The following is a 25,189-nucleotide window of genomic DNA, read 5'->3' as shown; positions in this document are numbered from 1 at the left end:
GGAGTGACCGCCATGGCCGAATTTCCCCATCGCCGCGACGTGCTTGCCGGTAGCGCTCTTGCCGGAATGGCGGCGTTTGCGCCTGGTGTCGCCGCGCAGGCGACGGCAACGCCCGATCTCAAGGGCAAATCCATTCTCATCACCGGCGCCGCCACCGGCTTCGGCTTTCTCGGCGCACTGTATTATGCGCGCGCCGGTGCGAAGGTCTTCGCGACCATGCGCAACCTGCCGCGCCCCCAGGCCAGCGAACTGCTCAACGCGGCGGAGACCGAAAAGCTGGACATCACCGTGCTCGAACTCGATGTCCTTTCGGAGGCCATGGTCGCGAGGGCCGTGCTCGAAGCCGAGGCGCAAGCCGGTGGCGCGCTTGATGTCGTCATCAACAATGCCGGGATCGGCATTACCGGCCCGGTCGAATTGCAGGACATGGAGGCAACGAAGCTGATCTTCGACACCAACGTGTTCGGTGCCCAGCGCGTCGCCCGCGCGGCGCTGCCCGCGATGCGCAAGGCCAAGCGGGGCCTGATCGTCAACATCTCCTCGCAGCTCGGCCGGGTGATCGTCCCCAATGGCGGGCATTATTCCGCGACCAAGTTCGCGCTCGAAGCCTTGAGCGAGCAGATGGCCTATGAGCTGGTGCCGCATGGCATAGACGTGACGATCATCGAACCGGGCGGCTTTCCCACCGATGTCTGGCGCAACCGCAACCGCTATACCGGCGCGCTCAAGGCGCGGCTCGATGCCGTGCGCGCGGCGGCCTATCCGGCGGTGGTGGCGCGCATGGGCACGGAGGATGGCAGCGGTCGCTCGGCCGATCCGATGGATGTGCCCCGCGCCATCGCCGAGATCATGGCGCTGCCCGCCGGCCAGCGTCCCCTGCGCCGCGCTGTGCATCCCGGTCCCAAGCCGCAAGAGGCGATCAACGAGGTTTCTGCGAAGGTGCAGGTCCAGATGCTGGGCGGCTCCCCCTATGGCCCCTGGGTCAAGGCAGTGCACGAAATCGGCTGAGCGGAGGCACTGGAATTGCCCCGGCAATGGCGCTAGGGCGCAGCCAGGATCGGCGCAGGCGCCGACAAACACTTTCAGGCTGGGAAAATCATGGGTTTCAAATGCGGTATTGTCGGGCTGCCGAATGTCGGCAAGTCCACGCTGTTCAACGCGCTGACCGAGACGCAGGCGGCGCAGGCGGCGAACTATCCGTTCTGCACGATCGAGCCCAATGTCGGCAATGTCGCGGTGCCCGATCCGCGTCTCGACAAGCTGGCCGCCATCGCGGGCAGCCAGAAGATCATTCCCACCCAGCTCGCCTTTGTCGATATCGCGGGCCTGGTGCGCGGCGCATCGAAGGGCGAAGGTCTGGGCAACCAGTTTCTCGGCAACATTCGCGAGGTCGATGCGATCGTCCACGTGCTGCGCTGCTTCGAGGATGACGACATCCAGCATGTCGAGAACAAGGTCGATCCGATCTCGGATGCCGAGACGGTCGAGACCGAGCTTCTGCTCGCCGATCTCGAGAGCCTGGAGAAGCGCGTGCCCGGTCTGGTCAAGCGCGGACAGCAGGGCGACAAGGAATCGAAGATCGGCGCGTCGGTGCTCGGCAAGGCGCTCGAGCTGCTGCGCGAAGGCAAGCCCGCGCGGCTGACCGAGCCTGCCGATGACGAGGAAGCCCGCGTGCTCGCGCAGGCGCAGCTGCTCACCTCCAAGCCCGTGCTCTATGTCTGCAATGTCGACGAAGGCAGCGCCGCGAACGGCAACGCGTTCAGCGCGCGGGTGTTCGAAAAGGCCAAGGCCGAGGGCGCGGAAGCCGTCGTGGTTTCCGCCGCGATCGAATCCGAGCTGGTCGGCATGGACCATGACGGCCGGATGGAGTTCCTCTCCGATCTCGGGCTCGAAGAGACCGGCCTCGCCCGCGTCATCCGCGCCGGATACGATCTGCTCCACCTCATCACCTTCTTCACTGTCGGCCCCAAGGAAGCGCGCGCCTGGACGGTTGAGGTCGGCTCCAAGGCCCCGCAGGCCGCAGGCGAGATCCACAGCGATTTCGAACGCGGTTTCATCCGCGCCGAAACCATCGCCTATGACGATTATATCGCGCTGAACGGCGAGGCGGGCGCGCGCGATGCCGGCAAGCTGCGCCAGGAGGGCAAGGAATATGTCGTGCAGGACGGCGACGTGCTGCACTTCAAGTTCAACGTCTGATCCGTCACCGGCCTGTCAGATAATCCGGGCATGGCGGCGCAAGGCCGCCGCCCCTCGAAGGACCATGATCCATGCTCTCACGCCGCCTGTTCCTCGCCGCCGCGCCGCTCAGCCTGGCAGCGCCCGGCATCCTCAGGGCGCAGTCGGTGAGCGTGTTCCGCACCTTCCCCTTCGCGCTGGGCATCGCCTCGGGCGACCCCTCGCCCGACGGATTCGTGATCTGGACCCGGCTCGCGCCCGAACCGTTCGAGGCGCATGGCGGCATGGCGATGGCACCGATGCCGGTCGACTGGGAAGTGGCGAGCGACGACCGTTTCGCCACCATCGTCGCCAGGGGCCAGGTGATAGCCCGGCCCGAGACCGCGCACAGCGTGCATGTCGAGGTTTCGGGGCTGCAGCCGCAGCGCCCCTATTGGTACCGCTTCACCGCAGGCGGCGAGCGCAGCTTTGCCGGCCGCGCGCGCACCCTGCCGCTCGCCCAGGCGGCGGTCGATCGGCTGAAATTCGGTGTCGTGGGCTGCCAGAATTTCGAGGACGGCTATTACGGTGCGTACAATCACCTCGCGCGCGAGGAACTCGATTTCGTCTTCCATTATGGCGACTATATCTACGAATATCGCGGCAGTCCGACGCGCGCGAACTATTTCGGCGGCGGGCTGCAGGTGCCGGTGCGCCAGCATCTGGGCCAGGAGCTGTTCGATATCGGCGACTATCGCCTGCGCTATGCGCAGACCAAGACCGATACCGACCTGCAGCGCGCGCACGCGATGCACAGCTTCTTCCCGACGTTCGACGATCATGAGGTGGAGAATAACTGGGTCGCCGGGATCAGCGAGAATGCTGACGTTCCCGCCGATGCCTTCGAACTGCGCCGCGCCGCCGCGCTCCAGGCCTGGTACGAGCATATGCCGATCCGCCGCGCCAACATGCCGCGCTTCGGCAGCGGCACCTTCCACCGCACCGCGCGCTTCGGCAACCTGGCCGAGCTGCAGTTGCTCGATACGCGCTCCTATCGCAGCGACCAGGCGTGCGACGACGGCTTCAAGCCGATCTGCGAGGGCGTGGGCGACAAAACCGCGCAGGTGCTGGGCGCGGAGCAGGAGGAATGGCTGGCGCGCAACCTCAGGCGCAACAGCGCGCGCTGGAACTGCCTGGCGCAGCAGATCATGATGATGAGCCTCGACCGCCGCCGCGCGGCGAACGAGGATACCCGCATCGCCAATATGGACAGCTGGGCCGCCTATGAGGTGCCGCGCCAGCGCATGCTCGGCCGGATGGCGGGTCTCGGCAATGTGGTGGTGCTGACCGGCGACGAGCACCAGAATTTCGTCGGCGATCTGGTCCATCAGGACAAGGTCGTGGGCACCGAGATCGTCGCCACCTCGATCAGCAGCGGCGGCGACGGATCGGATCTGCGCTATGGCAGCGAGCAGATGATGAAGAACAATCCGGAGCTCAAGTTCCTCAACGACCAGCGCGGCTATGTGGTCTGCGAGGTGACACCCGATGCCTGGCTCGCCCATTTCCAGGTGGTCGACAAGGTGTCGGTGCGTCAGAACAGCATCAAGCGCCGCGCGACGGCAGAGGTGGCGCACGGCACCCCCGGCGCGCGGATGACCGGGCTGTCGGCATGATCGCGCGGCTGGTCGCAGCGCTGCTGGCGCTGGCGCTCATCAGCCCCGCCGCCGCGCAGGAGCCCGACCCGCCGGTCACCATCCTGATCTCGATCGACGGGATGCGCCCCGACTATCTCGAGCGCGGGCTGACGCCGAACCTTGCCGAATTCCGCCAGCGCGGCGTCGCAGCCGCCATGCGGCCGAGCTTTCCCAGCAAGACCTTTCCGAACCATTATACCATCGTCACCGGCAAGCGCCCCGACCGCAACGGCATTGTCGGCAACCTGATGATCGACCCCGTCCGCCCCGACCAGATGTTCAGCATGGGCGATGCGCGCCAGGCGCTCGACCCGTTCTGGTGGGCCGAGGCCGAGCCGGTCTGGATCACCGCCGAAAAGGCGGGCGTGCGCACCGCGACGATGTTCTGGCCCGGCAGCGAGGTCGCGCATGGCGACAGGCGTCCAAGCGACTGGCTGCGCTTCGACCAGGCGATTGGCAACGCGCAGCGCGTGAACACCGTGCTCGACTGGATACGCCGCCCCGCCGCCATCCGTCCGCGCCTCGTCACCATGTATTTCGACACGGTCGATACCGCCGGACACCGCTTCGGCCCGGGCCGCTCGCCCGAGCTCGACGCCGCGATTGCCGAGGTCGATGCGCGCATCGGCGATCTGGTGCGCGGCGTCGAGGCCTTGGGCGTGCGCGCCAATGTCGTCATCACCGCCGACCATGGCATGGCCGAGACCGCCGAAACCCGCGTGATCCAGCTCGATGACCTGATCGACCGCGCCAGCTATATCGCGGTCGAAGCCGGGCCCTATGCCGCGATCGAACCGGCGGCGGGCACTGACGACCGCGTCTATCAGGCACTGCTGAAGCCGCACGACCATATGGCCTGCCATCGCAAGGAGCAGATCCCTCAGCATCTGCATTATGGCAAGAACCCGCGCGTCGCCGCGATCATCTGCGTTGCCGAGATCGGCTGGACCATCCTGTCCGGCCCGCCATCCTGGCCGGTCAAGGGCGGCGCACATGGCTATGATCCGGCCAATGCGGACATGCATGCACTGTTCATGGCTTTCGGCCCCTCGATCCGCCCGACGGCGAACCTCCCGGTGTTCGACAATGTCGATGTCTATCCGCTGCTCGCGGCACTGACCGGGATCGCTCCCCTGCCCTCGGACGGCAATGCAGCGACGCTCGCCCCGCTGCTCGCCCGCTGATTTTGCTTGCAAATACAAGGTTGCGCATCAAAACTCATGTCCATGATCCATTATGAAGACCTGGAAGTCGGCTCGACTTCGAAATTCGGCCATTATGACGTCACCCGCGAGGAGGTGATCGAGTTCGCGCGCAAATACGATCCGCAGCCCTTCCATCTCGACGACGAGGCGGCGGCACAGACGCATTTCGGGCGGCTCTCGGCGAGCGGCTGGCATACCTGCGCAATGATGATGGCGATGCTGGTCGAGAACATGAAGACCACCCGCCAGGCGGGTCTGGGATCGCCCGGCATGGACAATCTGCGCTGGGTCAAGCCCGTCTATCCGGGCGACACCCTGCGCATCGAGACCACGATCATCGAGAAGCGCCGGTCAAAGAACCGTCCGGACATGGGGCTGTTCAAGTCCGATCTCGTCATCTTCAACCAGAATGACGAGCCGGTGATGACGCTGCGCAGCAACGGCCTGATCAAGGTCCGCAACCCCGAAGCACCGATCGAGGACTGAGCGCGCCCGCGCTCAGTTGCAGGCCCAGTACCCGTCCTTGTAAGCAAAGGCCGGTCCGTCGCTGTCACTGACCTGCATGCTCGCCGCGCTGCCCGCTGCCTCCTTGCCCGCGGCCGAGACCATCAGCGTCACGCCCTCGCCCGCAAAGCTGCCCCCGGTATGCTGAACCGGGCCGGACGGCGCAAGCTGCACTGTTCTGCCACCGACCGAGACCATCGCCTTGCCGCCGGTCTTGCTGGCAACCAGCACCGGCAGCGCGCCCTGGGCCGGGCTGAACCGGCACGCTCCGGTCTCCAGCCCTGCCTCACCGATCGCGCTGGAGAGCAGCGGTTCAAGCTTCGATCCCTCGGCGTCGACCGCCTGCACGCCGGTCGCCGGAGCAGGCGTCGTGCCACCTGCAGAGGCCGACACCGTGCCTTGCACGGCGGTTGCCCCACCGTCGAGCGTCACCAGCTCATCCTGCTTGGCAGGCTCGCTGCTGCACGCGGCCAGCAGCGCCAGCGGGAGAACCACGGTCAACCTTTTCATCAAGAAATGCTCCCTCAACCGGGCAGGATGCCCACCGCCAGTTCAGCCCAGACGAGCAGCAAGGCAAGTGCAATTGCCGCAAGCAGCATCGCCCGGTGTACCGGCTTGCGACCAAATCGCATGGCCAGCTCAACCGCGAGACCGCCAACCCCAATCAAAAGCGCCAACGCGGCAAAATCCTCGGCGCCCCAGTTCACCTCACGCGTGAACAGCATCGCGATGGCAGGCGCCACGAGCAACGCGGCCGCGAGGGACCACGCCATCTGGCGCGGCGTGAATCGGGCATTGTGCGCAGTCGTGATGTTCATCGTTCGATCTCCTGCCCCCGCGGGTCCAGATTATACTGGCAGTTCAGCGGCTTGCACAGCCCCTGCTGATGACCGGGCTACCACCGGGAAAAACAGGCCGTGAGCCCTCCCCGCCTCTCCCTCGATGGGAGAGGCAGTGAGACTTGGCCACGAAGGAGCCAAGTTGCAGCGGTGCAGGTGTGGGTGCGGCGGAGCGCAACGGCGCGGCCATGACAGCGGGGTACAATCCGGCGCGATCACCCCCACCCAACCCTCCCCCATCGAGGGGGAGGGCTGACGTAGCGATGCTGCAATCCGGGCGAGTTTACCCGTTCAAGACGTCTGAGATCTGACCGGCGACGGCATCCATGCTCGCCATGCCGTCGACGCGGCTGACGATGCTGCGCGCTTCGTAGATCGGCAGGATCGGTGCGGTCTTGGCGCGATATTCAGCCATGCGCGTGCGCACGGTTTCCTCGTTATCGTCGGGACGGCGCTTGAACTCGGTCGAGCCACACTTGTCGCACACGCCCTCTTTCGCGGGCAGCTTGTACCGGTCGTGATAACCCTCGCCGCAATTGGCGCAGGTGAAGCGGCCGGTGATGCGATCGACCAGCGCGTCCTCGTTCACCTCGAGCTCGATCACATGGTGCAGGGTGCGGCCACGCGCTTCCAGTATCTCGTCGAGCGATTCGGCCTGGGCCGCGGTGCGCGGATAGCCGTCGAAGATGATGCCGGTCTCGGGCGACAGCTCGTCGAGCGCATCGCCGATTATGCCGGAGACGATCTCGTCGGAAACGAGCTCGCCTGCCTCCATCACCGCCTTGGCCTTGAGCCCGATCGGCGTGCCCGCCTTGACCGCCGCGCGCAGCATGTCGCCGGTCGACAGCTGCTTCATGCCGCGTTCGTCGACCAGACGCTGGGCCTGGGTGCCCTTACCCGCGCCCGGAGGGCCCAAAAGAATGATATTCATGGGTAATCCATCCCCCAACGGGCCGGTTGTGCCCGGCCCCGACTATCCTCAAACACCGCGCTTAGCGCAAGCGTCCCTTCAGCTTCGCCTTCTTGATCAGGTCGGCATATTGATGCGCCAGCAGATGGCTCTGGATCTGGGTGATCGTATCGACGGTCACGTTGACGACGATCAGCAGGCTGGTACCGCCCAGGAAGAACAGCGGAATGCCGGTCTGCGCGATCACATATTCGGGCAGCACGCAGACAAAGGTTAGATAAGCCGCGCCGACCACCGTGATGCGGGTGAGCACATAATCCAGATAGGTCGCGGTGTTCTTGCCGGGACGGATGCCGGGGATGAAGCCGCCATTCTTCTTGAGATTCTCCGACGTCTCTTCCGGGTTGAACACCACCGCAGTGTAGAAGAAGCAGAAGAAGATGATGCCGAGCGCATAGAGCGTCATGTACAGCGGCTGGCCGTGCGCCAGATACTGGTTGAGCGTCTGGAGCACGCCACCGGCGGTCGAATTGGGATCGACCGAATTGCCCGCGAACTGCGTGATCGTCAGCGGCATCAGCAGCAGCGACGAGGCGAAGATCGGCGGGATCACACCGGCGGTATTGATCTTGAGCGGCAGGTGGCTGCGATCGGCCTGCATCACGCCGCGCTGCGTCGCGCGCTTGGGATACTGGATCAGCACGCGGCGCTGCGCGCGCTCCATGAAGCTGATCAGCAGCACCAGGCCGACGATCATCGCGATCATGGTGACGATGGCAAAGGGCGAGATCGAACCGGTGCGGCCGCCTTCGAACAGCTGTGCGCCGAACACGGGCATCTGCGCGACGATGCCCGCCATGATGATCAGCGAAATGCCGTTGCCGATGCCGCGCGCGGTAATCTGTTCGCCCAGCCACATCAGGAACATGGTGCCGCCGACAAGGCTGATCACCGCGCCGACGCGGAACATGATGCCCGGATCGATCACCGCCTGGATGCCGCTGGCACCGGCATAGGATTCGAGGCCCACGGCGATGAAATAGCCCTGCATGGCGGTGAGGAACACGGTGCCGTAACGCGTGTACTGATTGAGCTTCTTGCGGCCCGACTCGCCTTCCTTCTTGATCGCGGCGAGCTGCGGCGAGAGCGAGGCGGCGAGCTGCACGACGATCGAGGCAGTGATGTACGGCATCACGCCGAGCGCGATCAGGCTCATGCGCTCGAGCGAACCACCCGAGAACGTGTTGAAGATGTCGAGAACGCCGCCCTTGGTCTGCTGATACAGCGCGGCAAGCGCGGTGGGATCGACGCCGGGGAGCGGAACATAGCTCAGCAGGCGAAAGATGATGAGAGCACCGATGGTGAACCAGATGCGGTTCTTCAGATCGGTCGCCTGGCTGAATTTCGCCAGGCTGAAATTGCTAGCCAGATTGTCGGCCCGTGATGCCATGAAACCTGTATCCCAAAAAGCGGCCCATTGAGCGCCCATGCTGGCGCGTGGCCGAAAATTCTGTCCGAAGCGCCTAAGCCCCCGCGCCTGTCCGCCCCAGCGACAACAGAGCGCAGCGATACCGCCTTGGGGCGCTTCAAGCAAGACGCCCCGCGCTCACCATATCGGGAGGCGGGGCGTGCTTGACAAGCCGACCTTCGAGGTCAGGCTTTCTTTTCGCGTTCCGGCTTGCGATAGGGCTCGCGCGGAGCGATGATTTCAACCTTGCCGCCAGCCTTTTCGATGGCTTCGACCGCCGATTTCGACGCGCCGGCCACCGCGAAGGTCACCTTGGCAGTCAGTTCGCCCTTGGCGAGCAGACGCACGCCATCCTTGCCGCCGCGCGACAGACCGGCAGCGCGCAGCGCAGCCTGATCGACAGTGCCATCGGTGGCGAGCTTGCCGGCATCGATGAACTTCTGGATCATGCCCAGGTTGACGATGTCAAAGTCCTTGCCGAACGGATTGTTGAAGCCGCGCTTCGGAATGCGCATGTGGAGCGGCATCTGGCCGCCTTCAAATCCGGCGATCGACACGCCCGAGCGGCTGGTCTGGCCCTTCTGGCCGCGACCGCTGGTCTTGCCCTTGCCCGAACCGATGCCGCGTCCAACGCGCATACGGCCCTTGCGGGCGCCCTTGTTGTCGTTGATTTCGTTCAGTTTCATGGTTGCACTCGCTTTCGCTTTGTTCGCGCCAAATAAAAACTCTCTCCCCTTCAGGGGAGAGATACGCAGCCTTGCCAGCGTGCTGGCTAGGCGCAGTAGAGAGGGGCAGACGTCAACGCAAGTCCCCTCTCCCAACCCTCTCCCCTTCAGGGGAGAGGGCTAGTGAGATCAGTCGACGATGGTCACCATGTGACGGACCTTCTGGATCATGCCGCGAATTTCGGGCGTGTCCGTGTGTTCCACCACGCGGTTCATCTTGCCGAGGCCCAGGCCAGCCAGCACCTTGCGCTGCGATTCCGGGCGACGGATCGGCGATCCGGTCTGCTTTACCTTGATGGTTGCCATGTCGATTACTCCGTGATCGCGGCGGCTTCGACCTCGGCGACAGCAGCCGATGCTCCGCCACGGCCCAGCAGGTCGGCAACCTTCTTGCCACGACGCGCTGCCACCGACTTGGGGCTGGTCTGTTCGCCGAGCGCCTCGAAGGTCGCGCGGATCATGTTATAGGGGTTCGAGGTGCCGTTGGACTTGGTCACAACGTCGGCCACGCCCAGGCTTTCGAACACGGCGCGCATCGGACCACCGGCGATGATGCCGGTACCCTGGGGCGCGCTGCGCAGCGTCACCTTGCCGGCACCGAAATGGCCCTTGCCATCATGGTGCAGCGTGCGGCCTTCCTTGAGCGGGACGCGGATCATCTTCTTCTTGGCAGCGGCGGTCGCCTTGCTGATGGCTTCAGGCACTTCGCGTGCCTTGCCATGGCCGAAGCCCGCACGACCCTGACCGTCGCCGACCACGACCAGCGCCGCGAAACCGAAGCGCTTGCCGCCCTTGACGGTCTTCGACACGCGGTTGATGTGGACGAGCTTCTCGATCAGCTCTTCGCCCTGCTCTTCATCGCGCTTGTTGCGATCGTCGCGACGGCCACGGCCACCGCGCTCGCCGCCACGATCGTTGCCGCCACGGCCGCGACCGCGACCACCACGGCCCTGACGCTGCTCACCCTGGGGGAAGCCGTCGGTGCCGCCTTCTGCGTTGTTCAGTTCATCTGCCATCGCTTAAAACTCCAGACCGCCTTCGCGAGCGGCATCGGCCAGGGCCTTGACCCGGCCATGAAAAATGAAACCGCCACGGTCGAAGACAACGGTGGTGACACCGGCCTGCTTGCCGGCCTCCGCGATCTTCTTGCCAACGGCAATCGCATCGGCGACGGTCGCGCCGGTGCCCTTGCTGCCCTTGGTCAGCGTCGATGCCGAAGCCAGCGTCTTGCCGGCGGCGTCATCGATGATCTGCGCGTAGATGTGCTTGCCGGTGCGATGCACCGAAAGACGGGGACGTCCACCTGCCCGGGCCCGCAGCGAAGTGCGGACGCGCTGACGGCGACGATCGAACAAAGAGAGCTTCGCCATGGCTTACTTCTTCTTCCCTTCCTTGCGGAAGATAAACTCGCCCGCATATTTGATACCCTTGCCCTTGTAGGGCTCCGGCTTGCGCCAGCGACGGATCTCGGCAGCCACCTGGCCCACCTTCTGGCGATCGCTGCCGGAGATGTGGATGGTGGTCTGGTCCGGGGTCTTGATGTCGATGCCATCGGGGATGGCGAAATCGACGTCATGGCTGTAGCCCAGCTGCAGCTTGAGGTTGCTGCCCTGCACGTTGGCACGATAGCCGACACCGGTGATGTTCAGCGTCTTGGTGAAACCTTCGGTCACGCCGACCACCAGGTTCTGCACCAGCGTGCGCTGCATGCCCCAGAACGCGCGAGCGCGACGGGTGCCGTTGGCCGGCTTCACCGACAGCTCACCATCGGTGAGGTCATAGGTAATGTCGGGAACGGTCGGCATCGACAGTTCGCCCTTGGGGCCCTTCATGGTGATGACACCATCGCCCATGGTGGCGGTGACGCCTGCGGGAATTGCCACAGGCTTTTTACCAATGCGGCTCATATCAGAATACCTCCGCCAGCACCTCGCCGCCGACATTCTGTTCGCGCGCTTCAGCGTCGGACAGAACACCGCGGGGGGTGGATACGATGGTGATGCCAAGGCCGTTGCGCACGATCGGCAGTTCCTTGGAACCCGAATAGACGCGGCGGCCAGGCTTGGACACGCGCGCGACATGCTTGATCGCGGGCTGGCCCTCGAAATACTTCAGCTCGATGCGCAGGCCCTTGTGGCGGCCCAGCAGCTCCTCGCTATATCCGCGGATATAGCCTTCGCGCTGCAGCACGTCGAGAACGCGGGCGCGCAGGTTCGACGCCGGCGACATCACGCTGTCCTTCCTGGCCTGCTGGCCATTGCGGATGCGGGTGAGCATATCGCCCAGAGGATCGGTCATTGCCATATCATCAAATCCTTACCAGCTGGACTTCGTAACGCCCGGGATCAGGCCCTTGTTGGCCAGATCACGCAGCTCGATACGGCAGAGCCCGAACTTGCGGTAATAAGCGCGCGGACGACCGGTGGTGTTGCAACGGTTGCGCACGCGCGTGGGGTTCGCGTTGCGGGGCAGCTCAGCCATCTTCAGCCGGGCGATCAGACGCTCGGTCTCATCCAGGCTGGTGTCTTCTGCCTTCGCACGGAGACGCGCATAACGGCCAGCATATTGCTTGACCATCTTCTTGCGACGCTCGTTCTTGTTGATGGAACTCAGTTTCGCCATGACTTAAGTTCTCGCCTTTCTAAAATGCGAGACGGTAGGCAATCAAGCCGCCGCCTTTTCCTGGGTTTCCTCAACCGGGAACGGGAAGCCGAAGAGGCGCAGCAGTTCGCGCGCTTCATCGTCCGTCTTGGCGGTCGTGGTCACGATGATGTCCATTCCACGCACAGCGTCGATCTGATCGTAGCTGATTTCGGGGAAAATGATCTGCTCCTTCAGGCCCATGGCATAGTTGCCACGACCGTCGAAGCTCTTGGGGTTCAGGCCGCGGAAGTCGCGGATGCGCGGCATCGCGATCGTCACCAGACGATCGAGAAACTCGTACATGCGCTCCTTGCGCAGGGTCACCTTGCAGCCGATCGGCATGCCTTCGCGCAGCTTGAACTGGGCGATCGACTTGCGCGCCTTGGTGATCACAGGCTTCTGGCCGGCGATCAGCTCCATTTCGGCAGCGGCGGTGGTCACCTTCTTCTTGTCCTGGCTGCCTTCGCCGACACCCATGTTGATGGTGATCTTTTCCAGCTTGGGAACCTGCATCGGGTTCTTGTAGCCGAACTTTTCCTGCATCGCCTTGGCGATGACGTCGTCATAGCGCTGACGCAGACGGGGCACGTACTTATCAGCCATCGATCTTCTCCCCGGACTTCACGGCCACGCGGACCTTCTTGCCGTCGACGGTCTCGAAGCGGACGCGCGTGGGCGCACCGGTCTTCGGATCGGCCACGGCGACCTTGGAAATGTGCAGCGGAGCCTCGACGCGGTCCAGGCCACCCTGGGGGTTCGCCTGGCTCGGCTTGCGATGGCGGACCATCACGTTCAGGCCCGAAACGACGACCTTGTCGTCCTTCGGCATCACCTTGGTGACGGTACCGTTGCGGCCCTTGTCCTTGCCGGACAGGACGACGACCTTGTCACCCTTTTTGATCTTAGCGCTCGCCATGATTACAGCACCTCCGGAGCCAGCGAGATGATCTTCATGTGCTTGCGCGCGCGCAGCTCACGGACCACCGGGCCAAAAATACGGGTGCCGATGGGCTCATCGTTCTTGTTGATGAGCACGGCAGCGTTGCTGTCGAAGCGGATGACGCTGCCGTCGGCGCGGCGAACGTCCTTGGCGGTGCGCACGATGACGGCGCGGTGCACGTCACCCTTTTTCACGCGGCCGCGCGGAGCGGCTTCCTTGACGGAGACGACGATGATGTCGCCCACGCCGGCGAAGCGACGCTTCGATCCGCCGAGAACCTTGATGCACTGGACGCGCTTCGCGCCACTGTTGTCAGCGACATCAAGATTGGATTGCATCTGGATCATGGATCCGTTTCCTTCTTGTCTGGCTTGCCGGAACCGGTCCGGCAGTTCCTAATGGCTTACGCTTCGCTCGAAGCTTCGGGCGCCTTGTGGGTGTTCACCCGATCCAGCACCTTCCAGGTCTTCAGCTTGGAAATCGGAGCCGTCTCTTCGATGCGGACGGTTTCGCCTTCCTTGAAGCTGTTGTTCTCGTCATGCGCGTGATACTTTTTCGAACGACGGATGATCTTCCCGTACAGCGGGTGCTTCACCTTGCGCTCGACATTCACCACCACGGTCTTGTCGCCCTTGTCGGAGACCACCGTTCCGGTCAGAACTCGTTTCGGCATATCGGCCTCCTTACTTGGCTGCAGTGCGAGCGCGCTCGCTCTGCAGGGTCTTGATGCGGGCAATGGTGCGACGCACTTCGCGGACGCGTGCGGGACGCTCCAGCTGGTTGGTCGCGGCCTGGAAGCGCAGGTTGAACGCTTCCTTCTTCAGCGCACCCAGTTCAGCGGTCAGCTGATCGTCGGTCTTCTGCTGAAGGTCTTCAAAAATCTTGCTCATCACTCACCTCCCAGGTGCGACGTATCGCCCAGGCGTGCCACGACCTTGGTCTTGATCGGCAGCTTCATCGCTGCACGCTCGAACGCCACGGCGGCGATCGGACCGGGGACGCCATCCAGTTCGAACAGGATGCGGCCGGGCTTCACGCGGGCTGCCCAATATTCGACCGAACCCTTGCCCTTGCCCTGACGGACTTCGGCGGGCTTCTTGGTCACCGGCACGTCGGGGAACACGCGGATCCACAAACGTCCCTGACGCTTGATGTGACGCGTGATCGCACGACGGGCGGCTTCGATCTGGCGCGCGGTAATCCGCTCGGGCTCCAGCGCCTTCAGGCCGTACGACCCGAAATTGAGGCTGGTTCCGCCCGGCGCATTGCCGCTGATCCGGCCCTTGAAAGCCTTGCGGAACTTCATTTTCTTCGGTTGCAGCATGATGCTCTACCTTGTCTGTCTGTTCTGGGCTCAGCGGGCCGGGCGGACGCCGGAAGTCTGCGCTTCCATCATCAGCCGGTCCTGCGCCATCGGATCGTGACCAAGGATTTCGCCCTTGAAGATCCAGCACTTGATGCCGATGATGCCGTACGCGGTCAGCGCCTCGGCTTCGGCATAGTCGACATTGGCACGCAGCGTGTGCAGCGGAACGCGGCCTTCGCGATACTGCTCGGTGCGGGCGATTTCGGCGCCGCCGAGACGGCCGCCGCACATCACCTTGATGCCTTCTGCGCCCAGACGCATCGCCGACTGCATCGCGCGCTTCATCGCACGACGGAAGGCAACGCGGCGGATCAGCTGGTCGGCAATGCCCTGCGCGACGAGCTTGGCGTCGATTTCGGGCTTGCGGATCTCGACGATGTTGAGCTTGACCTCACCACCTTCGATCAGACCTTCCAGCGTCTTGCGCAGCTTCTCGATGTCCGCGCCCTTCTTGCCGATGATGACACCGGGACGAGCAGCGTAGATCGAGACGCGGCACAGCTTGGCCGGGCGCTCGATGACCACCTTCGAGATCGCGGCCTGGGGCAGCGTCTTCATGATGTACTTGCGCAGCTCGATATCTTCCTTGAGCAGACGCGCATAATCGCGACCTTCGGCGAACCAGCGGCTGTCCCAGGTGCGGTTGATCTGCAGACGCAGGCCAATCGGATTGCTCTTGTGACCCATGGCTTACGCTTCCTCTTGTTCGCGCACGACGATGCGCAGGCGGCTGAACGGCTTCACGATGCGGCTGGAACGGCCACGTGCGCGGGTCATGAACCGCTTCATCGTGATCGCCTTGCCAACGCTCGCTTCAGCGACGACCAGCGCGTCGACATCGAGGTTGTGGTTGTTTTCCGCGTTGGCAATAGCCGACGCGAGGACCTTCTTGGCGTCGACAGCCATGGCCTTCTTCGAGAAGGAAAGGATGTTCATCGCCTCTTCGGCCTTCTTGCCACGGATCAGGGCAGCCACGAGGTTGAGCTTCTGCGCCGAACCACGGATGGTGGTGCCGACGGCCAGCGCCTCATTTTCGCCCACGCGGCGCGGAGATTTTGCCTTGCCCATTAGCGCTTGCCCTTCTTGTCAGCAGCGTGGCCAGGGAAGGTGCGGGTCGGGGCGAATTCGCCCAGCTTGTGACCCACCATGTCTTCGTTGACCGCCACGGGAATGAATTTGTGGCCGTTGTACACGTTGAACGTCAGGCCGACGAACTGCGGCAGGATCGTCGAACGACGCGACCAGGTCTTGATCGGAGCACGGCCGCCAGCGTCCTGCGCCGCTTCTGCCTTCTTCAGCAGATACAGGTCGAAGAACGGCCCTTTTTTGATGGAGCGAGCCATGACTTACCTCTTCTTCTTCGCGTGACGCGACCGGATGATCATCTTGTCGGTCGACTTGTTCTTACGAGTGCGCATGCCCTTGGTCGGCTTGCCCCACGGCGTGACCGGATGACGGCCACCCGAGGTGCGGCCTTCACCACCACCATGCGGGTGATCGACCGGGTTCTTGGCAACACCGCGGGTCAGCGGGCGCTTGCCCATCCAGCGCTTGCGACCAGCCTTGGCGAAGTTCTGGTTGCTGTTGTCGGGGTTGGAAACCGCGCCCACGGTGCCCATGCAGGCGCCGGGGATGTAACGCTGTTCGCCCGAGTTCAGACGGACCATCACCATGCCGCGGTCACGACCGACGACCTGTGCATAGGTGCCTGCCGAACGTGCGATCTGACCGCCCTTGCCCGGCTTCATCTCCACATTGTGGATGATGGTGCCGACCGGCATCTGCGCCAGCTTCATGGCGTTGCCCGGCTTCACGTCGGTCTTTTCGCCAGCGATCACGGTGTCGCCCACGGCCAGACGCTGCGGCGCCAGGATGTAAGCCAGTTCGCCATCTTCGTACTTGATCAGCGCGATGAAGGCGGTGCGGTTGGGATCATATTCGATCCGCTCCACGGTGCCAGGAACATCGAGCTTGCGACGCTTGAAGTCGACAATGCGGTAACGCTGCTTGTGACCACCGGCGATGCCGCGCGAGGTCACGTGACCCTTGTTGTTGCGGCCACCGGTCTTGCGCTTGCCTTCGGTCAGCGCCTTGACCGGGCCACCCTTGTACAGGTCGCTGCGGTCGACAAGGATCAGGCCGCGACGGCCCGGGCTTGTCGGATTATAGGATTTGAGTGCCATATCTGTATCCTGTCAGCTTGCCGACCGCGCTCAGACGCCGGTGGTGACGTCGATCGACTGGCCTTCGGCCAGGCGAACAACGGCTTTCTTGATGTCGGTGCGGGTATAGGGACGACCCTTCCAGCGCTTGGTCTTGCCCTTCTGGACGAGGGTATTGACACCCACGACCTTGACATCGAACAGCGCTTCGACCGCAGCCTTGATCTGCGGCTTGGTGGCGTCCTGGCTGACCTTGAAGACCACCGAGTTGCTTTCGCTGAGCAGCGTCGACTTTTCGGTGATGTGCGGGGCCACGATCACGTCATAATGACGGGTATCGATGGTGTCGGATTTCTTAGCCATTGAACCGGGCCTCCAGCTTTTCAACAGCGGCGCGGGTCAGCACCAGCGTATCGTGTTTCAGGATGTCATAGACATTGGCACCGACGGCGGGCAGCACGTTCAGACCGATCAGGTTGGCCGAAGCCTTCTTGAAATTGTCGTTCACGGCATCGCCATCGATGAACAGCGCCTTCTTGCCCAGGCCGAGCTTGCCGAGCTGAGCAGCCAGCGCCTTGGTCTTGGCTTCGCCGAGATCGAGCGATTCCACGACGATCAGGCTTTCGCTGGCGACCTTCGAGGAAAGCGCCATCTTCAGGCCGAGCGCGCGGACCTTCTTGTTGAGCGCGGGGTTGAAGTCACGGACGCGGGGACCGTGAGCCTTACCACCGCCGACGAAGATCGGGGCACGACGATCGCCGTGACGCGCGGTACCGCCGCCCTTCTGACGACCGAACTTCTTGCCGGTGCGCGCAACATCGCTGCGCTCGCGGGCCGCACGGGCGGTGCCGCGGCGGTTTTCGAGCTGCCAGGTGATCACGCGGTGCAGAATGTCTGCACGCGGGGTCACGCCGAACACGTCATCGGCGAGTTCGATGTCGCCCTTGGCAGTGGCGTCGAGGGTTTGAACCTTGAGCTTCATGACCGATTAACCCTCCTGGCCGTCGGTTGCTTCCACGGCAGCCACGTCTTCAGCAGGCGTGTCGGCGGGAGCATTGTCGTTATTGCCCGCAGCAGAGCGGATCGCCGCGGGGTACGGAGCGTCGGCGTGGCGCGGAACCTTGACGGCATCGCGAACCATCAGCCAACCACCCTTCGAACCGGGGACCGAGCCCTTGACGAAGATCAGGCCGCGCGCCTCGTCGGTGCGGACGACTTCCAGGTTCTGCTGGGTGCGCTGACGGTCACCCATGTGACCGGCCATCTTCTTGTTCTTGAAGACCTTGCCCGGATCCTGGCGCTGACCGGTCGAACCGTGTGCACGGTGCGAGATCGAGACACCATGCGATGCGCGCATGCCCCCGAAGCCCCAGCGTTTCATGGCGCCGGCAAAGCCCTTGCCCTGGGTGTGGCCGGTAATGTCGACCAGCTGACCGGGGATGAAGTGGTTGGCGGAAATGGTGGCGCCCACGTCCAGGATCGCATCGTCGGCGACGCGGAACTCGGCCATCAGCATCTTGGGAGCGACTTCTGCCTTGGCAAAATGCTCGCGCTGCGGCTTGTTGACGTTCTTGGGCTTGGCAGCTCCGGCACCCAGCTGGACAGCGACGTAACCGTCACGGTCCTGGTTCTTCACCGAAACCACCTGGCAATCTTCTAGCGACAGGACGGTGACGGGCACGTGCCGGCCATCTTCCTGAAACAGGCGGGTCATCCCGACTTTTTTCGCGATCACGCCAGTGCGCATGATCATTCTCCCAATAGAGGCCCGTCTGCGTGATTGCTCGCGGGCGTATCCAACGAAAAACCCCCAAGGCGTGAACCTTGAGGGCCAACCCGAATTTTGATGATCACCCCGTCCGGGTTGGCTTTTTCCATATGCCCGAAGGCAGACCGGAAAAGACGGGGGACCAGAGCCGCAGCAATGGCTGCGCGGTATCCCTTAGGCCCCTGCCCTGTCGGGCAGAGATGCCCGGACCTGGGCCCGGGCGTTACTGGCCTCAGGCCAGCTTGATCTCGACGTTGACGCCAGCGGCCAGCTCGAGCTTCATCAGAGCATCGACAGTGGCCGGGGTCGGCTGAACGATATCCAGCAGACGCTTGTAGGTGCGCACCTCGAACTGCTCGCGCGACTTCTTGTCGACATGCGGGCCGCGGTTCACGGTGAACTTCTCGATGCGCGTCGGCAGCGGAATGGGACCACGAATGAGAGCGCCGGTGCGGCGGGCGGTGTCGGCGATGTCGCCGGTCGCCTGATCGAGCACGCGATGATCAAATGCCTTGAGGCGAATACGGATATTCTGCGTTTCCATTACCACTTTACCGATGCGAAAGAGCGAAAAACAAACCGCCCCAGAAACCCGTTGATCCCTGGTGGGACCGAACGCCGGGGCGGCCTATAAAAATTCCATCTCCCGGACGAATCAGTTCCGTCCGGGAGATGGCCCTATATTACTTGGTGATCGTGCTGACAACCCCCGAACCGACGGTACGGCCACCTTCGCGAATTGCGAAGCGCAGACCCGGATCCATCGCGATCGGAGCAATCAGCTTCACGCCGATCGTCACGTTGTCGCCCGGCATCACCATTTCGGTGCCCTCGGGCAGGATCACTTCACCGGTCACGTCGGTCGTGCGGAAGTAGAACTGCGGACGATAGTTGGCGAAGAACGGCGTGTGACGGCCACCTTCGTCCTTCGACAGCACGTAGACTTCTGCGTTGAACTCGGTGTGCGGCGTAACCGAACCGGGCTTGCAGAGAACCTGACCACGCTCGACTTCTTCACGGGCAACGCCGCGAACCAGTGCGCCGATGTTGTCGCCAGCTTCACCCTGGTCGAGCAGCTTGCGGAACATTTCGACGCCGGTCACGACGGTCTTGCGGGTGTCCTTCAGACCGACGATTTCGACTTCTTCGCCAACCTTGACGATGCCGGTTTCGACGCGGCCGGTCACAACGGTACCACGACCCGAGATCGAGAACACGTCTTCCACGGGCATCAGGAACGGCTTGTCGACGGGGCGAGCCGGCTGCGGGATGTACGAGTCAACAGCCGCCATCAGCGCGTTGATCGAGTCCTTGCCGATATTGTCGTCGCGACCTTCGAGAGCGGCCAGAGCCGAACCCTTGACGATCGGAATATCGTCGCCGGGGAAGTCGTACGAGCTGAGCAGTTCGCGAACTTCGAGTTCGACGAGCTCGAGGATTTCCTCGTCATCGACCTGGTCGACCTTGTTCATGTACACGACCAGCGCGGGCACGCCGACCTGACGGGCGAGCAGGATGTGCTCGCGGGTCTGCGGCATCGGGCCGTCAGCAGCGTTCACCACCAGGATCGCGCCGTCCATCTGGGCGGCACCGGTGATCATGTTCTTCACATAGTCAGCGTGACCCGGGCAGTCGACGTGCGCATAGTGACGGGCTTCGGTTTCATATTCGACGTGTGCGGTCGAAATGGTGATGCCGCGCTCGCGCTCTTCGGGAGCCTTGTCGATGTTCGCATAATCGGTGAAGGTCGCGCCGCCGGTTTCAGCGAGCACCTTGGTGATGGCTGCGGTCAGCGTGGTCTTGCCATGGTCGACGTGACCGATGGTACCGATATTGCAGTGCGGCTTGGTCCGCTCAAATTTAGCCTTGGCCATTTTTTCCTACCTTCGTTCTTTACTATCTGTGGGATAGTCCGGGCCGCGCTCTGGCCGGACTGCCCAAAACTGTCAACACCCTAATGAAAGCCCGACGCGCGTATCAGCGCGATTCGGCGGGCTAAGGTCGAGCGCCTATAGCGATTATGCCCGGCTTATGCCAGCTTCTCCTTGACCTCGGCCGCGACATTCGCCGGGACCTCGTCATAGTGAGAGAACTGCATCGTGTACTGCGCACGTCCCTGGGTGAAGGAACGCAGCTGGTTCACGTATCCGAACATGTTTGCGAGCGGCACGATCGCTTCCACCGCCTGCGCGTTGCCGCGCGTGTCGGTGCCCTGGATCTGGCCACGACGGCTGTTCAAGTCGCCGATGACATCGCCCAGATAATCTTCCGGGGTGACCACCTCGACCTTCATGATCGGCTCGAGCAGCTTGATGCCGGCCTTCTGCGCGGCTTCGCGCATACCTGCACGGCCCGCGATTTCGAACGCCAGCGCCGAAGAGTCGACGTCATGGTACGCACCGTCATACAGCTCGATCTCGAAGTCGATGATCGGGAAGCCGACCAGCGAGCCCGAAGCCGCCGTCTCGCGCATGCCCTTTTCGACAGCCGGGATATATTCCTTCGGAATGTTACCGCCCTTGACCGAGTCGACAAAGGTGATGCCCGCTCCGCGCTCGCCCGGCGTCAGCTTGAACTTGATGCGACCGAACTGACCCGAACCACCCGACTGCTTCTTGTGGGTGTAGTCGATGTCCACCGGCTTGGCGAGATATTCACGATACGCCACCTGCGGCGCACCCACGTTCGCTTCCACCTTGAACTCGCGCTTCATGCGGTCGACCAGGATTTCCAGGTGAAGTTCACCCATGCCCTTGATGATCGTCTGGCCGCTTTCGACATCCGACGACACGCGGAACGACGGGTCTTCGCGGGCAAGGCGGTTGAGCGCCACGCCCATCTTTTCCTGGTCGGCCTTGGTCTTGGGCTCGACCGACAGCTCGATCACCGGCTCGGGGAATTCCATCCGCTCGAGGATGATCGGCGCGTTCGAAGCGCAGAGCGTGTCCCCGGTGGTGGTTTCCTTCAGACCCGCCAGAGCAACGATGTCACCGGCATAGGCTTCCGAAATGTCTTCGCGGCTGTTGGCATGCATCAGCAGCATGCGGCCAACCTTTTCCTTCTTGTCCTTGACCGAGTTGGTCACCGAGGTGCCGGCTTCCAGCTTGCCCGAATAGATGCGGGCGAAGGTCAGCGTTCCGACGAACGGGTCGTTCATGATCTTGAACGCCAGCGCGCTGAACGGCGCATCGTCGGCGGGCGGACGGGTGTCCTTGGTCTCGCCGTCGAGCTTGACGCCTTCCACATCGGGAATGTCGAGCGGCGAAGGCAGATAGTCGACCACGGCGTCGAGCAGCGGCTGCACGCCCTTGTTCTTGAACGCCGAGCCGCACAGCACGGGGACGAACGAGAAGTTCAGCGTGCCCTTGCGGATCAGCTTCTTGATGGTGTCGGCGTCGGGCTCGTTGCCTTCCAGATACTGTTCCATCACCGCATCGTCCTGCTCGACGACGGTTTCGATCAGCTCGGCGCGCGCAGCTTCGGCGGCATCCTTCAGATCATCGGGGATGTCGGTATAGTCGAACTTCGCGCCCAGCGCTTCGTTCTGCCAGACGATGGCGCGGTTGTGCACCAGGTCGACCAGGCCGATGAACGAGCTCTCGATGCCGATCGGGAGGTACAGCACCAGCGGACGCGCGCCGAGACGGTCGCGGATCATCTCGACGCAGCGCTCGAAGCTCGCACCGGTACGGTCCAGCTTGTTGACGAAGCACATGCGGGGAACGCGATACTTCTCGGCCTGGCGCCACACGGTTTCCGACTGCGGCTCAACGCCGGCCACGCCGTCGAAACAGGCGACCGCGCCATCGAGCACGCGGAGCGAACGCTCGACTTCGATGGTGAAGTCCACGTGGCCCGGGGTGTCGATGATGTTGATGCGGTGATCGTTCCAGAAACAGGTCGTCGCAGCCGACGTGATCGTGATGCCGCGCTCCTGCTCCTGCTCCATCCAGTCCATGGTCGCAGCGCCGTCGTGCACTTCGCCGATCTTGTACGACTTGCCGGTATAATAGAGAATCCGCTCGGTCGTGGTGGTCTTGCCCGCATCGATATGGGCCATGATGCCGATATTGCGGTACTTCTCCAGGGGATGGCTGCGTGCCATGATCTCAAACTCCAAGATTTGGGGGCGTAATTTGCCGCGCCCTATAATGAAGCCCCGGCGCTTTGACCAGCGCGAATTGGCTCATGACGGGATGCAGCTCACTCCCCTCTCCACCAACGGAAGAGGGCATCTCGAACAGGCCCGGACACGAACCTGCTCCTTAGTCAAAAGGGGGTGACGACACCGATATGGTGCGCCCTCCCCTTTTCGGCAACACACGGTTGCTGCGTCCTCTCCCCATCAAAGGAGAGGACACATATTACCAGCGATAGTGCGAGAAGGCACGGTTCGCTTCGGCCATGCGGTGCGTGTCTTCACGCTTCTTGACCGCATTGCCGCGGTTGTTGGCGGCATCGAGCAGCTCGCCCGACAGACGCGCGGCCATCGTGGTTTCGCTGCGGTTGCGCGCAGCCGAGATCAGCCAGCGGATGGCGAGAGCCTGGGCGCGTTCGGGACGCACTTCGACGGGGACCTGATAGGTCGCACCACCGACGCGGCGGCTGCGCACTTCGATGCCGGGCTTCACGTTGTTAAGCGCATCGTGGAACATCGGCAGCGGGTCGGCCTTGGCCTTGGTCTGCATGGTTTCCAGCGCACCATAGACGATGCGTTCAGCGACGGACTTCTTGCCGTCCAGCATCAGGTTGTTCATGAACTTCGAGAGCGTCAGATCCCCGAACTTGGGATCGGGAAGAATGACGCGCTTTTCCGGGCGACGACGACGAGACATAGGTAACTCCTGAAAAAGGCCAGATCATCAAGCGGGGATAGGCCCCGCGAGGATCATTTCGGACGCTTGGCGCCGTACTTCGAACGGCTCTGCTTGCGGTCCTTGACACCCTGGGTATCGAGGACGCCGCGCAGCACGTGATAGCGCACACCGGGAAGGTCGCGCACGCGGCCGCCGCGGATGAGCACCACCGAGTGCTCCTGCAGGTTGTGGCCTTCACCCGGAATGTAGGTGATGACTTCGCGGCTGTTGGTCAGACGGACCTTGGCCACCTTGCGCAGCGCCGAGTTCGGCTTTTTCGGGGTCGTCGTGTAGACGCGGGTGCAAACGCCACGCTTCTGCGGGTTTGCATCCATTGCGGGCACCTTGGACTTCGCCTTCTGGGGTACCCGGCCCTTGCGGACCAGCTGGTTGATCGTTGGCATGTTTCTCTTCACCTGGTTGGTAGAGTATGAGGTTACTCTGCCGCCCGATACGTGACCTGCATGCGATGGTGTCGCACGCCGATATGGTGGAGGCTCCGCCTGTTGCCCACCCGCACCTTGCGCCAGTGTTCTGCTTGGTTTCGGTCGATACGGCCCTGAAGGCCCCGGCGATCGAAGCGCGGCCCTTAGCGGTGTTTGGCCGCGCGGTCAAGCCGCTGCGGACAGGCCCTGCGCCTTGGCGAGCACCGAGGACCGCAAGGCGGCCCAGTCCTCGAAATGCCAGAAATCGGGACGTTCGATCCCCAGAATCTGCGGTCCCTGGTCGGGCCGGACGATCAGCTCCTGCGGCTTGATCTGCTGTAGCCGCGACGTGCAATAGAAGGGAAGCACCCGGATGGCCAACAATTCTTCCGGGCAATTGTCGACGATCAGCGCCAGCCGGTGATCATTGAGCCGCACCAGCCCGCCTGCGGGATAGAGCCCCAGCGAGTTGATGAACACGCCCATCAGCCGCTCGTCGAAATGGCCCTGCCACTGGCCCATGCGGCCCAGCGCCATGGCCGGGGTCCACGGGTCCTTGTACGGACGGTTGGACGTGACCGCGTCATAGACATCGCAGATCGCGCCCATGCGCGCTGCCATGCTGATCTCGTCGCCCGCCAGACCGAACGGATAACCGGTGCCGTCGATCTTCTCGTGATGGTGCAGGCACACGTCGCGCGCCATATCGGGCACGTCGGGATTGTCGCCGATCAGCGCATGGCCGCGCTCGGGATGCGTGCGGATGGTCGAGAATTCCTCGTCGGTCAGCCGGCCCGTCTTGTCGAGGATCATCTGCGGCACCGCCATCTTGCCGAGATCGTGGAGCAGCCCGGACATGCCCATATGGCGGATCGTGGTCTCATCGAGGTCCAGCTTGCGTGCCATGTTGATCATCAGCGCGCACACCGCGACCGAGTGCATATAGGTATATTCGTCCTTGCTCTTCAGCCGGACGAGATTGGTGAGCGCCTTGTTGTTGCGCTCCACCGACTCGCGGATCTCGTCGATCAGCGGGGCGACATCCTTGATCTTGATCGCCTGCCCCATGCGCGCGGCCTCGAACATCGCGCCGACCTGCTTCTTCGATTTCTCGACGATCCTGGCGGCGCGCTTGGCCTCCTGCTTGAAGCCGGTGTTCTTGGCCGCGACCGAGGGCGGCGTATAGCGCGTCGCCATGGGATTGGGCTGGGTCGCGAGACGACGGACCGGCTCGGGTACCACCGGTGTCAGGCTGGGGCGATCAATCCGCGGTGCCAGGCCGCGCTCGTCATCGACGATGACCGCCTCGACCTTGCTTTCGCGGATTTTCACGAGGTCGTCCTCGTCCTCGATGACGAACTTCTTGCGCCAGAACGGGTGATCGAACCACGAGCCGACAAAGCCGTGGACGAACATCCCCAATTCTACCCGATCTGGCTTGATATGCTGAAGCATCCGCCCATCCGCCCCTGTGACAGCCCCCTTGCAACAGGCCGGGCAAGCCGAGTTGCAAAGATTTCATCA

The 25,189-nt window shown here is 63.2% G+C and carries 35 protein-coding genes; 5 read left to right on the top strand and 30 right to left on the bottom strand.

Annotated elements, in window-relative coordinates:
- The first annotated feature begins 12 nt into the window (after positions 1 to 12).
- From AX725_RS00440 to AX725_RS00420, 5 genes are all read left to right on the top strand, one after another.
- The gene (locus AX725_RS00440) at positions 13 to 1,008 is read left to right on the top strand and encodes an SDR family oxidoreductase (protein WP_060979909.1); all 996 of its coding nucleotides are present in this window, start codon (positions 13 to 15) and stop codon (positions 1,006 to 1,008) included.
- A 90-nt stretch (positions 1,009 to 1,098) separates the two neighbouring features.
- Positions 1,099 to 2,199 (top strand): redox-regulated ATPase YchF, encoded by a 1,101-nt coding sequence (gene ychF, locus AX725_RS00435; protein WP_060979885.1) that lies wholly within the window; start codon positions 1,099 to 1,101, stop codon positions 2,197 to 2,199.
- A 71-nt stretch (positions 2,200 to 2,270) separates the two neighbouring features.
- On the top strand, positions 2,271 to 3,833 hold the full coding sequence (locus tag AX725_RS00430) for an alkaline phosphatase D family protein (protein WP_060979884.1): 1,563 nt from the start codon (positions 2,271 to 2,273) through the stop codon (positions 3,831 to 3,833).
- Complete coding sequence (locus tag AX725_RS00425) at positions 3,830 to 5,038, top strand: alkaline phosphatase family protein (protein WP_060979883.1); 1,209 nt, start codon at positions 3,830 to 3,832, stop codon at positions 5,036 to 5,038. The genes AX725_RS00430 and AX725_RS00425 overlap by 4 nt, the downstream gene beginning before the upstream one ends.
- Before the next feature lie 42 nt (positions 5,039 to 5,080).
- Positions 5,081 to 5,545, top strand: coding sequence for a MaoC family dehydratase (locus AX725_RS00420; RefSeq protein WP_060979908.1), 465 nt, complete (start codon positions 5,081 to 5,083; stop codon positions 5,543 to 5,545).
- Between the two features lie 12 nt (positions 5,546 to 5,557).
- Here the strand turns inward: AX725_RS00420 and AX725_RS00415 are convergent, their stop codons facing one another.
- The 30 genes from AX725_RS00415 to AX725_RS00270 form a co-directional block, all read right to left on the bottom strand.
- On the bottom strand, positions 5,558 to 6,073 hold the full coding sequence (locus AX725_RS00415; RefSeq protein WP_060979882.1) for a DUF6692 family protein: 516 nt from the start codon (positions 6,071 to 6,073) through the stop codon (positions 5,558 to 5,560).
- Positions 6,074 to 6,087: 14 nt separating this feature from the next.
- Positions 6,088 to 6,381 (bottom strand): hypothetical protein, encoded by a 294-nt coding sequence (locus tag AX725_RS00410; protein ID WP_067512924.1) that lies wholly within the window; start codon positions 6,379 to 6,381, stop codon positions 6,088 to 6,090.
- 304 nt (positions 6,382 to 6,685) lie between these two features.
- Complete coding sequence (locus AX725_RS00405) at positions 6,686 to 7,333, bottom strand: adenylate kinase (protein ID WP_060979881.1); 648 nt, start codon at positions 7,331 to 7,333, stop codon at positions 6,686 to 6,688.
- A gap of 61 nt (positions 7,334 to 7,394) precedes the next feature.
- Positions 7,395 to 8,762 carry a preprotein translocase subunit SecY gene (gene secY / locus AX725_RS00400; RefSeq protein WP_066114867.1) on the bottom strand — a complete coding sequence of 456 codons (1,368 nt, stop codon included), beginning with the start codon at positions 8,760 to 8,762 and terminating at the stop codon, positions 7,395 to 7,397.
- 203 nt (positions 8,763 to 8,965) lie between these two features.
- Positions 8,966 to 9,466, bottom strand: coding sequence for a 50S ribosomal protein L15 (gene rplO / locus AX725_RS00395; protein WP_060979879.1), 501 nt, complete (start codon positions 9,464 to 9,466; stop codon positions 8,966 to 8,968).
- Positions 9,467 to 9,634: 168 nt separating this feature from the next.
- Positions 9,635 to 9,811, bottom strand: coding sequence for a 50S ribosomal protein L30 (gene rpmD / locus AX725_RS00390; RefSeq protein ID WP_023837771.1), 177 nt, complete (start codon positions 9,809 to 9,811; stop codon positions 9,635 to 9,637).
- Between the two features lie 5 nt (positions 9,812 to 9,816).
- On the bottom strand, positions 9,817 to 10,521 hold the full coding sequence (gene rpsE / locus AX725_RS00385) for a 30S ribosomal protein S5 (protein WP_060979878.1): 705 nt from the start codon (positions 10,519 to 10,521) through the stop codon (positions 9,817 to 9,819).
- Positions 10,522 to 10,524: 3 nt separating this feature from the next.
- Complete coding sequence (rplR, locus tag AX725_RS00380) at positions 10,525 to 10,875, bottom strand: 50S ribosomal protein L18 (protein WP_060979877.1); 351 nt, start codon at positions 10,873 to 10,875, stop codon at positions 10,525 to 10,527.
- A gap of 3 nt (positions 10,876 to 10,878) precedes the next feature.
- On the bottom strand, positions 10,879 to 11,412 hold the full coding sequence (rplF, locus tag AX725_RS00375; RefSeq protein WP_031318019.1) for a 50S ribosomal protein L6: 534 nt from the start codon (positions 11,410 to 11,412) through the stop codon (positions 10,879 to 10,881).
- Between the two features lies 1 nt (position 11,413).
- Positions 11,414 to 11,809 (bottom strand): 30S ribosomal protein S8, encoded by a 396-nt coding sequence (gene rpsH / locus AX725_RS00370; protein ID WP_060979876.1) that lies wholly within the window; start codon positions 11,807 to 11,809, stop codon positions 11,414 to 11,416.
- Between the two features lie 12 nt (positions 11,810 to 11,821).
- The gene (gene rpsN / locus AX725_RS00365) at positions 11,822 to 12,127 is read right to left on the bottom strand and encodes a 30S ribosomal protein S14 (protein ID WP_023837776.1); all 306 of its coding nucleotides are present in this window, start codon (positions 12,125 to 12,127) and stop codon (positions 11,822 to 11,824) included.
- 42 nt (positions 12,128 to 12,169) lie between these two features.
- Positions 12,170 to 12,751: a 50S ribosomal protein L5 gene (gene rplE / locus AX725_RS00360; RefSeq protein WP_034515879.1), complete on the bottom strand. Its 582-nt coding sequence runs from the start codon at positions 12,749 to 12,751 to the stop codon at positions 12,170 to 12,172.
- Complete coding sequence (gene rplX, locus AX725_RS00355; protein ID WP_023837778.1) at positions 12,744 to 13,064, bottom strand: 50S ribosomal protein L24; 321 nt, start codon at positions 13,062 to 13,064, stop codon at positions 12,744 to 12,746. Before rplX ends, rplE begins: the two co-directional genes overlap by 8 nt.
- 2 nt (positions 13,065 to 13,066) lie before the next feature.
- Positions 13,067 to 13,435 carry a 50S ribosomal protein L14 gene (rplN, locus tag AX725_RS00350; RefSeq protein ID WP_023837779.1) on the bottom strand — a complete coding sequence of 123 codons (369 nt, stop codon included), beginning with the start codon at positions 13,433 to 13,435 and terminating at the stop codon, positions 13,067 to 13,069.
- A gap of 56 nt (positions 13,436 to 13,491) precedes the next feature.
- Positions 13,492 to 13,761 carry a 30S ribosomal protein S17 gene (gene rpsQ, locus AX725_RS00345; protein WP_023837780.1) on the bottom strand — a complete coding sequence of 90 codons (270 nt, stop codon included), beginning with the start codon at positions 13,759 to 13,761 and terminating at the stop codon, positions 13,492 to 13,494.
- Between the two features lie 10 nt (positions 13,762 to 13,771).
- Positions 13,772 to 13,978: a 50S ribosomal protein L29 gene (rpmC, locus tag AX725_RS00340; RefSeq protein ID WP_060979875.1), complete on the bottom strand. Its 207-nt coding sequence runs from the start codon at positions 13,976 to 13,978 to the stop codon at positions 13,772 to 13,774.
- On the bottom strand, positions 13,978 to 14,412 hold the full coding sequence (gene rplP / locus AX725_RS00335) for a 50S ribosomal protein L16 (RefSeq protein WP_031318020.1): 435 nt from the start codon (positions 14,410 to 14,412) through the stop codon (positions 13,978 to 13,980). The genes rpmC and rplP overlap by 1 nt, the downstream gene beginning before the upstream one ends.
- Positions 14,413 to 14,442: 30 nt before the next feature.
- Positions 14,443 to 15,141 carry a 30S ribosomal protein S3 gene (rpsC, locus tag AX725_RS00330; RefSeq protein ID WP_023837783.1) on the bottom strand — a complete coding sequence of 233 codons (699 nt, stop codon included), beginning with the start codon at positions 15,139 to 15,141 and terminating at the stop codon, positions 14,443 to 14,445.
- Positions 15,142 to 15,144: 3 nt separating this feature from the next.
- On the bottom strand, positions 15,145 to 15,522 hold the full coding sequence (rplV, locus tag AX725_RS00325; RefSeq protein WP_060979874.1) for a 50S ribosomal protein L22: 378 nt from the start codon (positions 15,520 to 15,522) through the stop codon (positions 15,145 to 15,147).
- Positions 15,522 to 15,797, bottom strand: coding sequence for a 30S ribosomal protein S19 (gene rpsS / locus AX725_RS00320; protein WP_023837785.1), 276 nt, complete (start codon positions 15,795 to 15,797; stop codon positions 15,522 to 15,524). The genes rplV and rpsS overlap by 1 nt, the downstream gene beginning before the upstream one ends.
- 3 nt (positions 15,798 to 15,800) lie before the next feature.
- Positions 15,801 to 16,637 (bottom strand): 50S ribosomal protein L2, encoded by an 837-nt coding sequence (gene rplB, locus AX725_RS00315; protein ID WP_060979873.1) that lies wholly within the window; start codon positions 16,635 to 16,637, stop codon positions 15,801 to 15,803.
- Positions 16,638 to 16,667: 30 nt separating this feature from the next.
- Positions 16,668 to 16,979 carry a 50S ribosomal protein L23 gene (locus AX725_RS00310; RefSeq protein WP_060979872.1) on the bottom strand — a complete coding sequence of 104 codons (312 nt, stop codon included), beginning with the start codon at positions 16,977 to 16,979 and terminating at the stop codon, positions 16,668 to 16,670.
- On the bottom strand, positions 16,972 to 17,598 hold the full coding sequence (rplD, locus tag AX725_RS00305; RefSeq protein ID WP_060979871.1) for a 50S ribosomal protein L4: 627 nt from the start codon (positions 17,596 to 17,598) through the stop codon (positions 16,972 to 16,974). The genes AX725_RS00310 and rplD overlap by 8 nt, the downstream gene beginning before the upstream one ends.
- 6 nt (positions 17,599 to 17,604) lie before the next feature.
- Positions 17,605 to 18,363, bottom strand: coding sequence for a 50S ribosomal protein L3 (rplC, locus tag AX725_RS00300; RefSeq protein ID WP_031318022.1), 759 nt, complete (start codon positions 18,361 to 18,363; stop codon positions 17,605 to 17,607).
- A 253-nt stretch (positions 18,364 to 18,616) separates the two neighbouring features.
- The gene (gene rpsJ / locus AX725_RS00295; RefSeq protein WP_017670443.1) at positions 18,617 to 18,928 is read right to left on the bottom strand and encodes a 30S ribosomal protein S10; all 312 of its coding nucleotides are present in this window, start codon (positions 18,926 to 18,928) and stop codon (positions 18,617 to 18,619) included.
- A 139-nt stretch (positions 18,929 to 19,067) separates the two neighbouring features.
- On the bottom strand, positions 19,068 to 20,258 hold the full coding sequence (tuf, locus tag AX725_RS00290) for an elongation factor Tu (RefSeq protein WP_060979870.1): 1,191 nt from the start codon (positions 20,256 to 20,258) through the stop codon (positions 19,068 to 19,070).
- A 155-nt stretch (positions 20,259 to 20,413) separates the two neighbouring features.
- Positions 20,414 to 22,489: an elongation factor G gene (gene fusA / locus AX725_RS00285; RefSeq protein ID WP_060979906.1), complete on the bottom strand. Its 2,076-nt coding sequence runs from the start codon at positions 22,487 to 22,489 to the stop codon at positions 20,414 to 20,416.
- Between the two features lie 259 nt (positions 22,490 to 22,748).
- Entirely contained in the window at positions 22,749 to 23,219 is a 471-nt protein-coding gene (rpsG, locus tag AX725_RS00280) for a 30S ribosomal protein S7 (protein ID WP_023837792.1), read from the bottom strand.
- 53 nt (positions 23,220 to 23,272) lie between these two features.
- The gene (rpsL, locus tag AX725_RS00275) at positions 23,273 to 23,644 is read right to left on the bottom strand and encodes a 30S ribosomal protein S12 (protein WP_017670439.1); all 372 of its coding nucleotides are present in this window, start codon (positions 23,642 to 23,644) and stop codon (positions 23,273 to 23,275) included.
- A gap of 207 nt (positions 23,645 to 23,851) precedes the next feature.
- Positions 23,852 to 25,120 carry a cyclic di-GMP phosphodiesterase gene (locus AX725_RS00270; RefSeq protein ID WP_066271158.1) on the bottom strand — a complete coding sequence of 423 codons (1,269 nt, stop codon included), beginning with the start codon at positions 25,118 to 25,120 and terminating at the stop codon, positions 23,852 to 23,854.
- Positions 25,121 to 25,189 lie beyond the last annotated feature (69 nt).

This window comes from Blastomonas sp. CCH9-A1 (assembly GCF_001557175.1).
Classification (GTDB): domain Bacteria; phylum Pseudomonadota; class Alphaproteobacteria; order Sphingomonadales; family Sphingomonadaceae; genus Blastomonas; species Blastomonas delafieldii_A.
The sequence above is the reverse complement of the archived record's forward strand: the minus strand, read 5'-3'. Positions and strand labels throughout refer to the sequence as shown.

What these genes read in the sequence shown, in the direction of transcription:
- AX725_RS00440 (WP_060979909.1), top strand. Translation starts at nt 13, where the DNA reads ATGGCCGAATTTCCCCATCGCCGCGACGTGCTTGCCGGTAGCGCTCTT.
- ychF (WP_060979885.1), top strand. Translation starts at nt 1,099, where the DNA reads ATGGGTTTCAAATGCGGTATTGTCGGGCTGCCGAATGTCGGCAAGTCC.
- AX725_RS00430 (WP_060979884.1), top strand. Translation starts at nt 2,271, where the DNA reads ATGCTCTCACGCCGCCTGTTCCTCGCCGCCGCGCCGCTCAGCCTGGCA.
- AX725_RS00425 (WP_060979883.1), top strand. Translation starts at nt 3,830, where the DNA reads ATGATCGCGCGGCTGGTCGCAGCGCTGCTGGCGCTGGCGCTCATCAGC.
- AX725_RS00420 (WP_060979908.1), top strand. Translation starts at nt 5,081, where the DNA reads ATGATCCATTATGAAGACCTGGAAGTCGGCTCGACTTCGAAATTCGGC.
- AX725_RS00415 (WP_060979882.1), bottom strand. Translation starts at nt 6,073, where the DNA reads ATGAAAAGGTTGACCGTGGTTCTCCCGCTGGCGCTGCTGGCCGCGTGC.
- AX725_RS00410 (WP_067512924.1), bottom strand. Translation starts at nt 6,381, where the DNA reads ATGAACATCACGACTGCGCACAATGCCCGATTCACGCCGCGCCAGATG.
- AX725_RS00405 (WP_060979881.1), bottom strand. Translation starts at nt 7,333, where the DNA reads ATGAATATCATTCTTTTGGGCCCTCCGGGCGCGGGTAAGGGCACCCAG.
- secY (WP_066114867.1), bottom strand. Translation starts at nt 8,762, where the DNA reads ATGGCATCACGGGCCGACAATCTGGCTAGCAATTTCAGCCTGGCGAAA.
- rplO (WP_060979879.1), bottom strand. Translation starts at nt 9,466, where the DNA reads ATGAAACTGAACGAAATCAACGACAACAAGGGCGCCCGCAAGGGCCGT.
- rpmD (WP_023837771.1), bottom strand. Translation starts at nt 9,811, where the DNA reads ATGGCAACCATCAAGGTAAAGCAGACCGGATCGCCGATCCGTCGCCCG.
- rpsE (WP_060979878.1), bottom strand. Translation starts at nt 10,521, where the DNA reads ATGGCAGATGAACTGAACAACGCAGAAGGCGGCACCGACGGCTTCCCC.
- rplR (WP_060979877.1), bottom strand. Translation starts at nt 10,875, where the DNA reads ATGGCGAAGCTCTCTTTGTTCGATCGTCGCCGTCAGCGCGTCCGCACT.
- rplF (WP_031318019.1), bottom strand. Translation starts at nt 11,412, where the DNA reads ATGAGCCGCATTGGTAAAAAGCCTGTGGCAATTCCCGCAGGCGTCACC.
- rpsH (WP_060979876.1), bottom strand. Translation starts at nt 11,809, where the DNA reads ATGGCAATGACCGATCCTCTGGGCGATATGCTCACCCGCATCCGCAAT.
- rpsN (WP_023837776.1), bottom strand. Translation starts at nt 12,127, where the DNA reads ATGGCGAAACTGAGTTCCATCAACAAGAACGAGCGTCGCAAGAAGATG.
- rplE (WP_034515879.1), bottom strand. Translation starts at nt 12,751, where the DNA reads ATGGCTGATAAGTACGTGCCCCGTCTGCGTCAGCGCTATGACGACGTC.
- rplX (WP_023837778.1), bottom strand. Translation starts at nt 13,064, where the DNA reads ATGGCGAGCGCTAAGATCAAAAAGGGTGACAAGGTCGTCGTCCTGTCC.
- rplN (WP_023837779.1), bottom strand. Translation starts at nt 13,435, where the DNA reads ATGATCCAGATGCAATCCAATCTTGATGTCGCTGACAACAGTGGCGCG.
- rpsQ (WP_023837780.1), bottom strand. Translation starts at nt 13,761, where the DNA reads ATGCCGAAACGAGTTCTGACCGGAACGGTGGTCTCCGACAAGGGCGAC.
- rpmC (WP_060979875.1), bottom strand. Translation starts at nt 13,978, where the DNA reads ATGAGCAAGATTTTTGAAGACCTTCAGCAGAAGACCGACGATCAGCTG.
- rplP (WP_031318020.1), bottom strand. Translation starts at nt 14,412, where the DNA reads ATGCTGCAACCGAAGAAAATGAAGTTCCGCAAGGCTTTCAAGGGCCGG.
- rpsC (WP_023837783.1), bottom strand. Translation starts at nt 15,141, where the DNA reads ATGGGTCACAAGAGCAATCCGATTGGCCTGCGTCTGCAGATCAACCGC.
- rplV (WP_060979874.1), bottom strand. Translation starts at nt 15,522, where the DNA reads ATGGGCAAGGCAAAATCTCCGCGCCGCGTGGGCGAAAATGAGGCGCTG.
- rpsS (WP_023837785.1), bottom strand. Translation starts at nt 15,797, where the DNA reads ATGGCTCGCTCCATCAAAAAAGGGCCGTTCTTCGACCTGTATCTGCTG.
- rplB (WP_060979873.1), bottom strand. Translation starts at nt 16,637, where the DNA reads ATGGCACTCAAATCCTATAATCCGACAAGCCCGGGCCGTCGCGGCCTG.
- AX725_RS00310 (WP_060979872.1), bottom strand. Translation starts at nt 16,979, where the DNA reads ATGGCTAAGAAATCCGACACCATCGATACCCGTCATTATGACGTGATC.
- rplD (WP_060979871.1), bottom strand. Translation starts at nt 17,598, where the DNA reads ATGAAGCTCAAGGTTCAAACCCTCGACGCCACTGCCAAGGGCGACATC.
- rplC (WP_031318022.1), bottom strand. Translation starts at nt 18,363, where the DNA reads ATGCGCACTGGCGTGATCGCGAAAAAAGTCGGGATGACCCGCCTGTTT.
- rpsJ (WP_017670443.1), bottom strand. Translation starts at nt 18,928, where the DNA reads ATGGAAACGCAGAATATCCGTATTCGCCTCAAGGCATTTGATCATCGC.
- tuf (WP_060979870.1), bottom strand. Translation starts at nt 20,258, where the DNA reads ATGGCCAAGGCTAAATTTGAGCGGACCAAGCCGCACTGCAATATCGGT.
- fusA (WP_060979906.1), bottom strand. Translation starts at nt 22,489, where the DNA reads ATGGCACGCAGCCATCCCCTGGAGAAGTACCGCAATATCGGCATCATG.
- rpsG (WP_023837792.1), bottom strand. Translation starts at nt 23,219, where the DNA reads ATGTCTCGTCGTCGTCGCCCGGAAAAGCGCGTCATTCTTCCCGATCCC.
- rpsL (WP_017670439.1), bottom strand. Translation starts at nt 23,644, where the DNA reads ATGCCAACGATCAACCAGCTGGTCCGCAAGGGCCGGGTACCCCAGAAG.
- AX725_RS00270 (WP_066271158.1), bottom strand. Translation starts at nt 25,120, where the DNA reads ATGCTTCAGCATATCAAGCCAGATCGGGTAGAATTGGGGATGTTCGTC.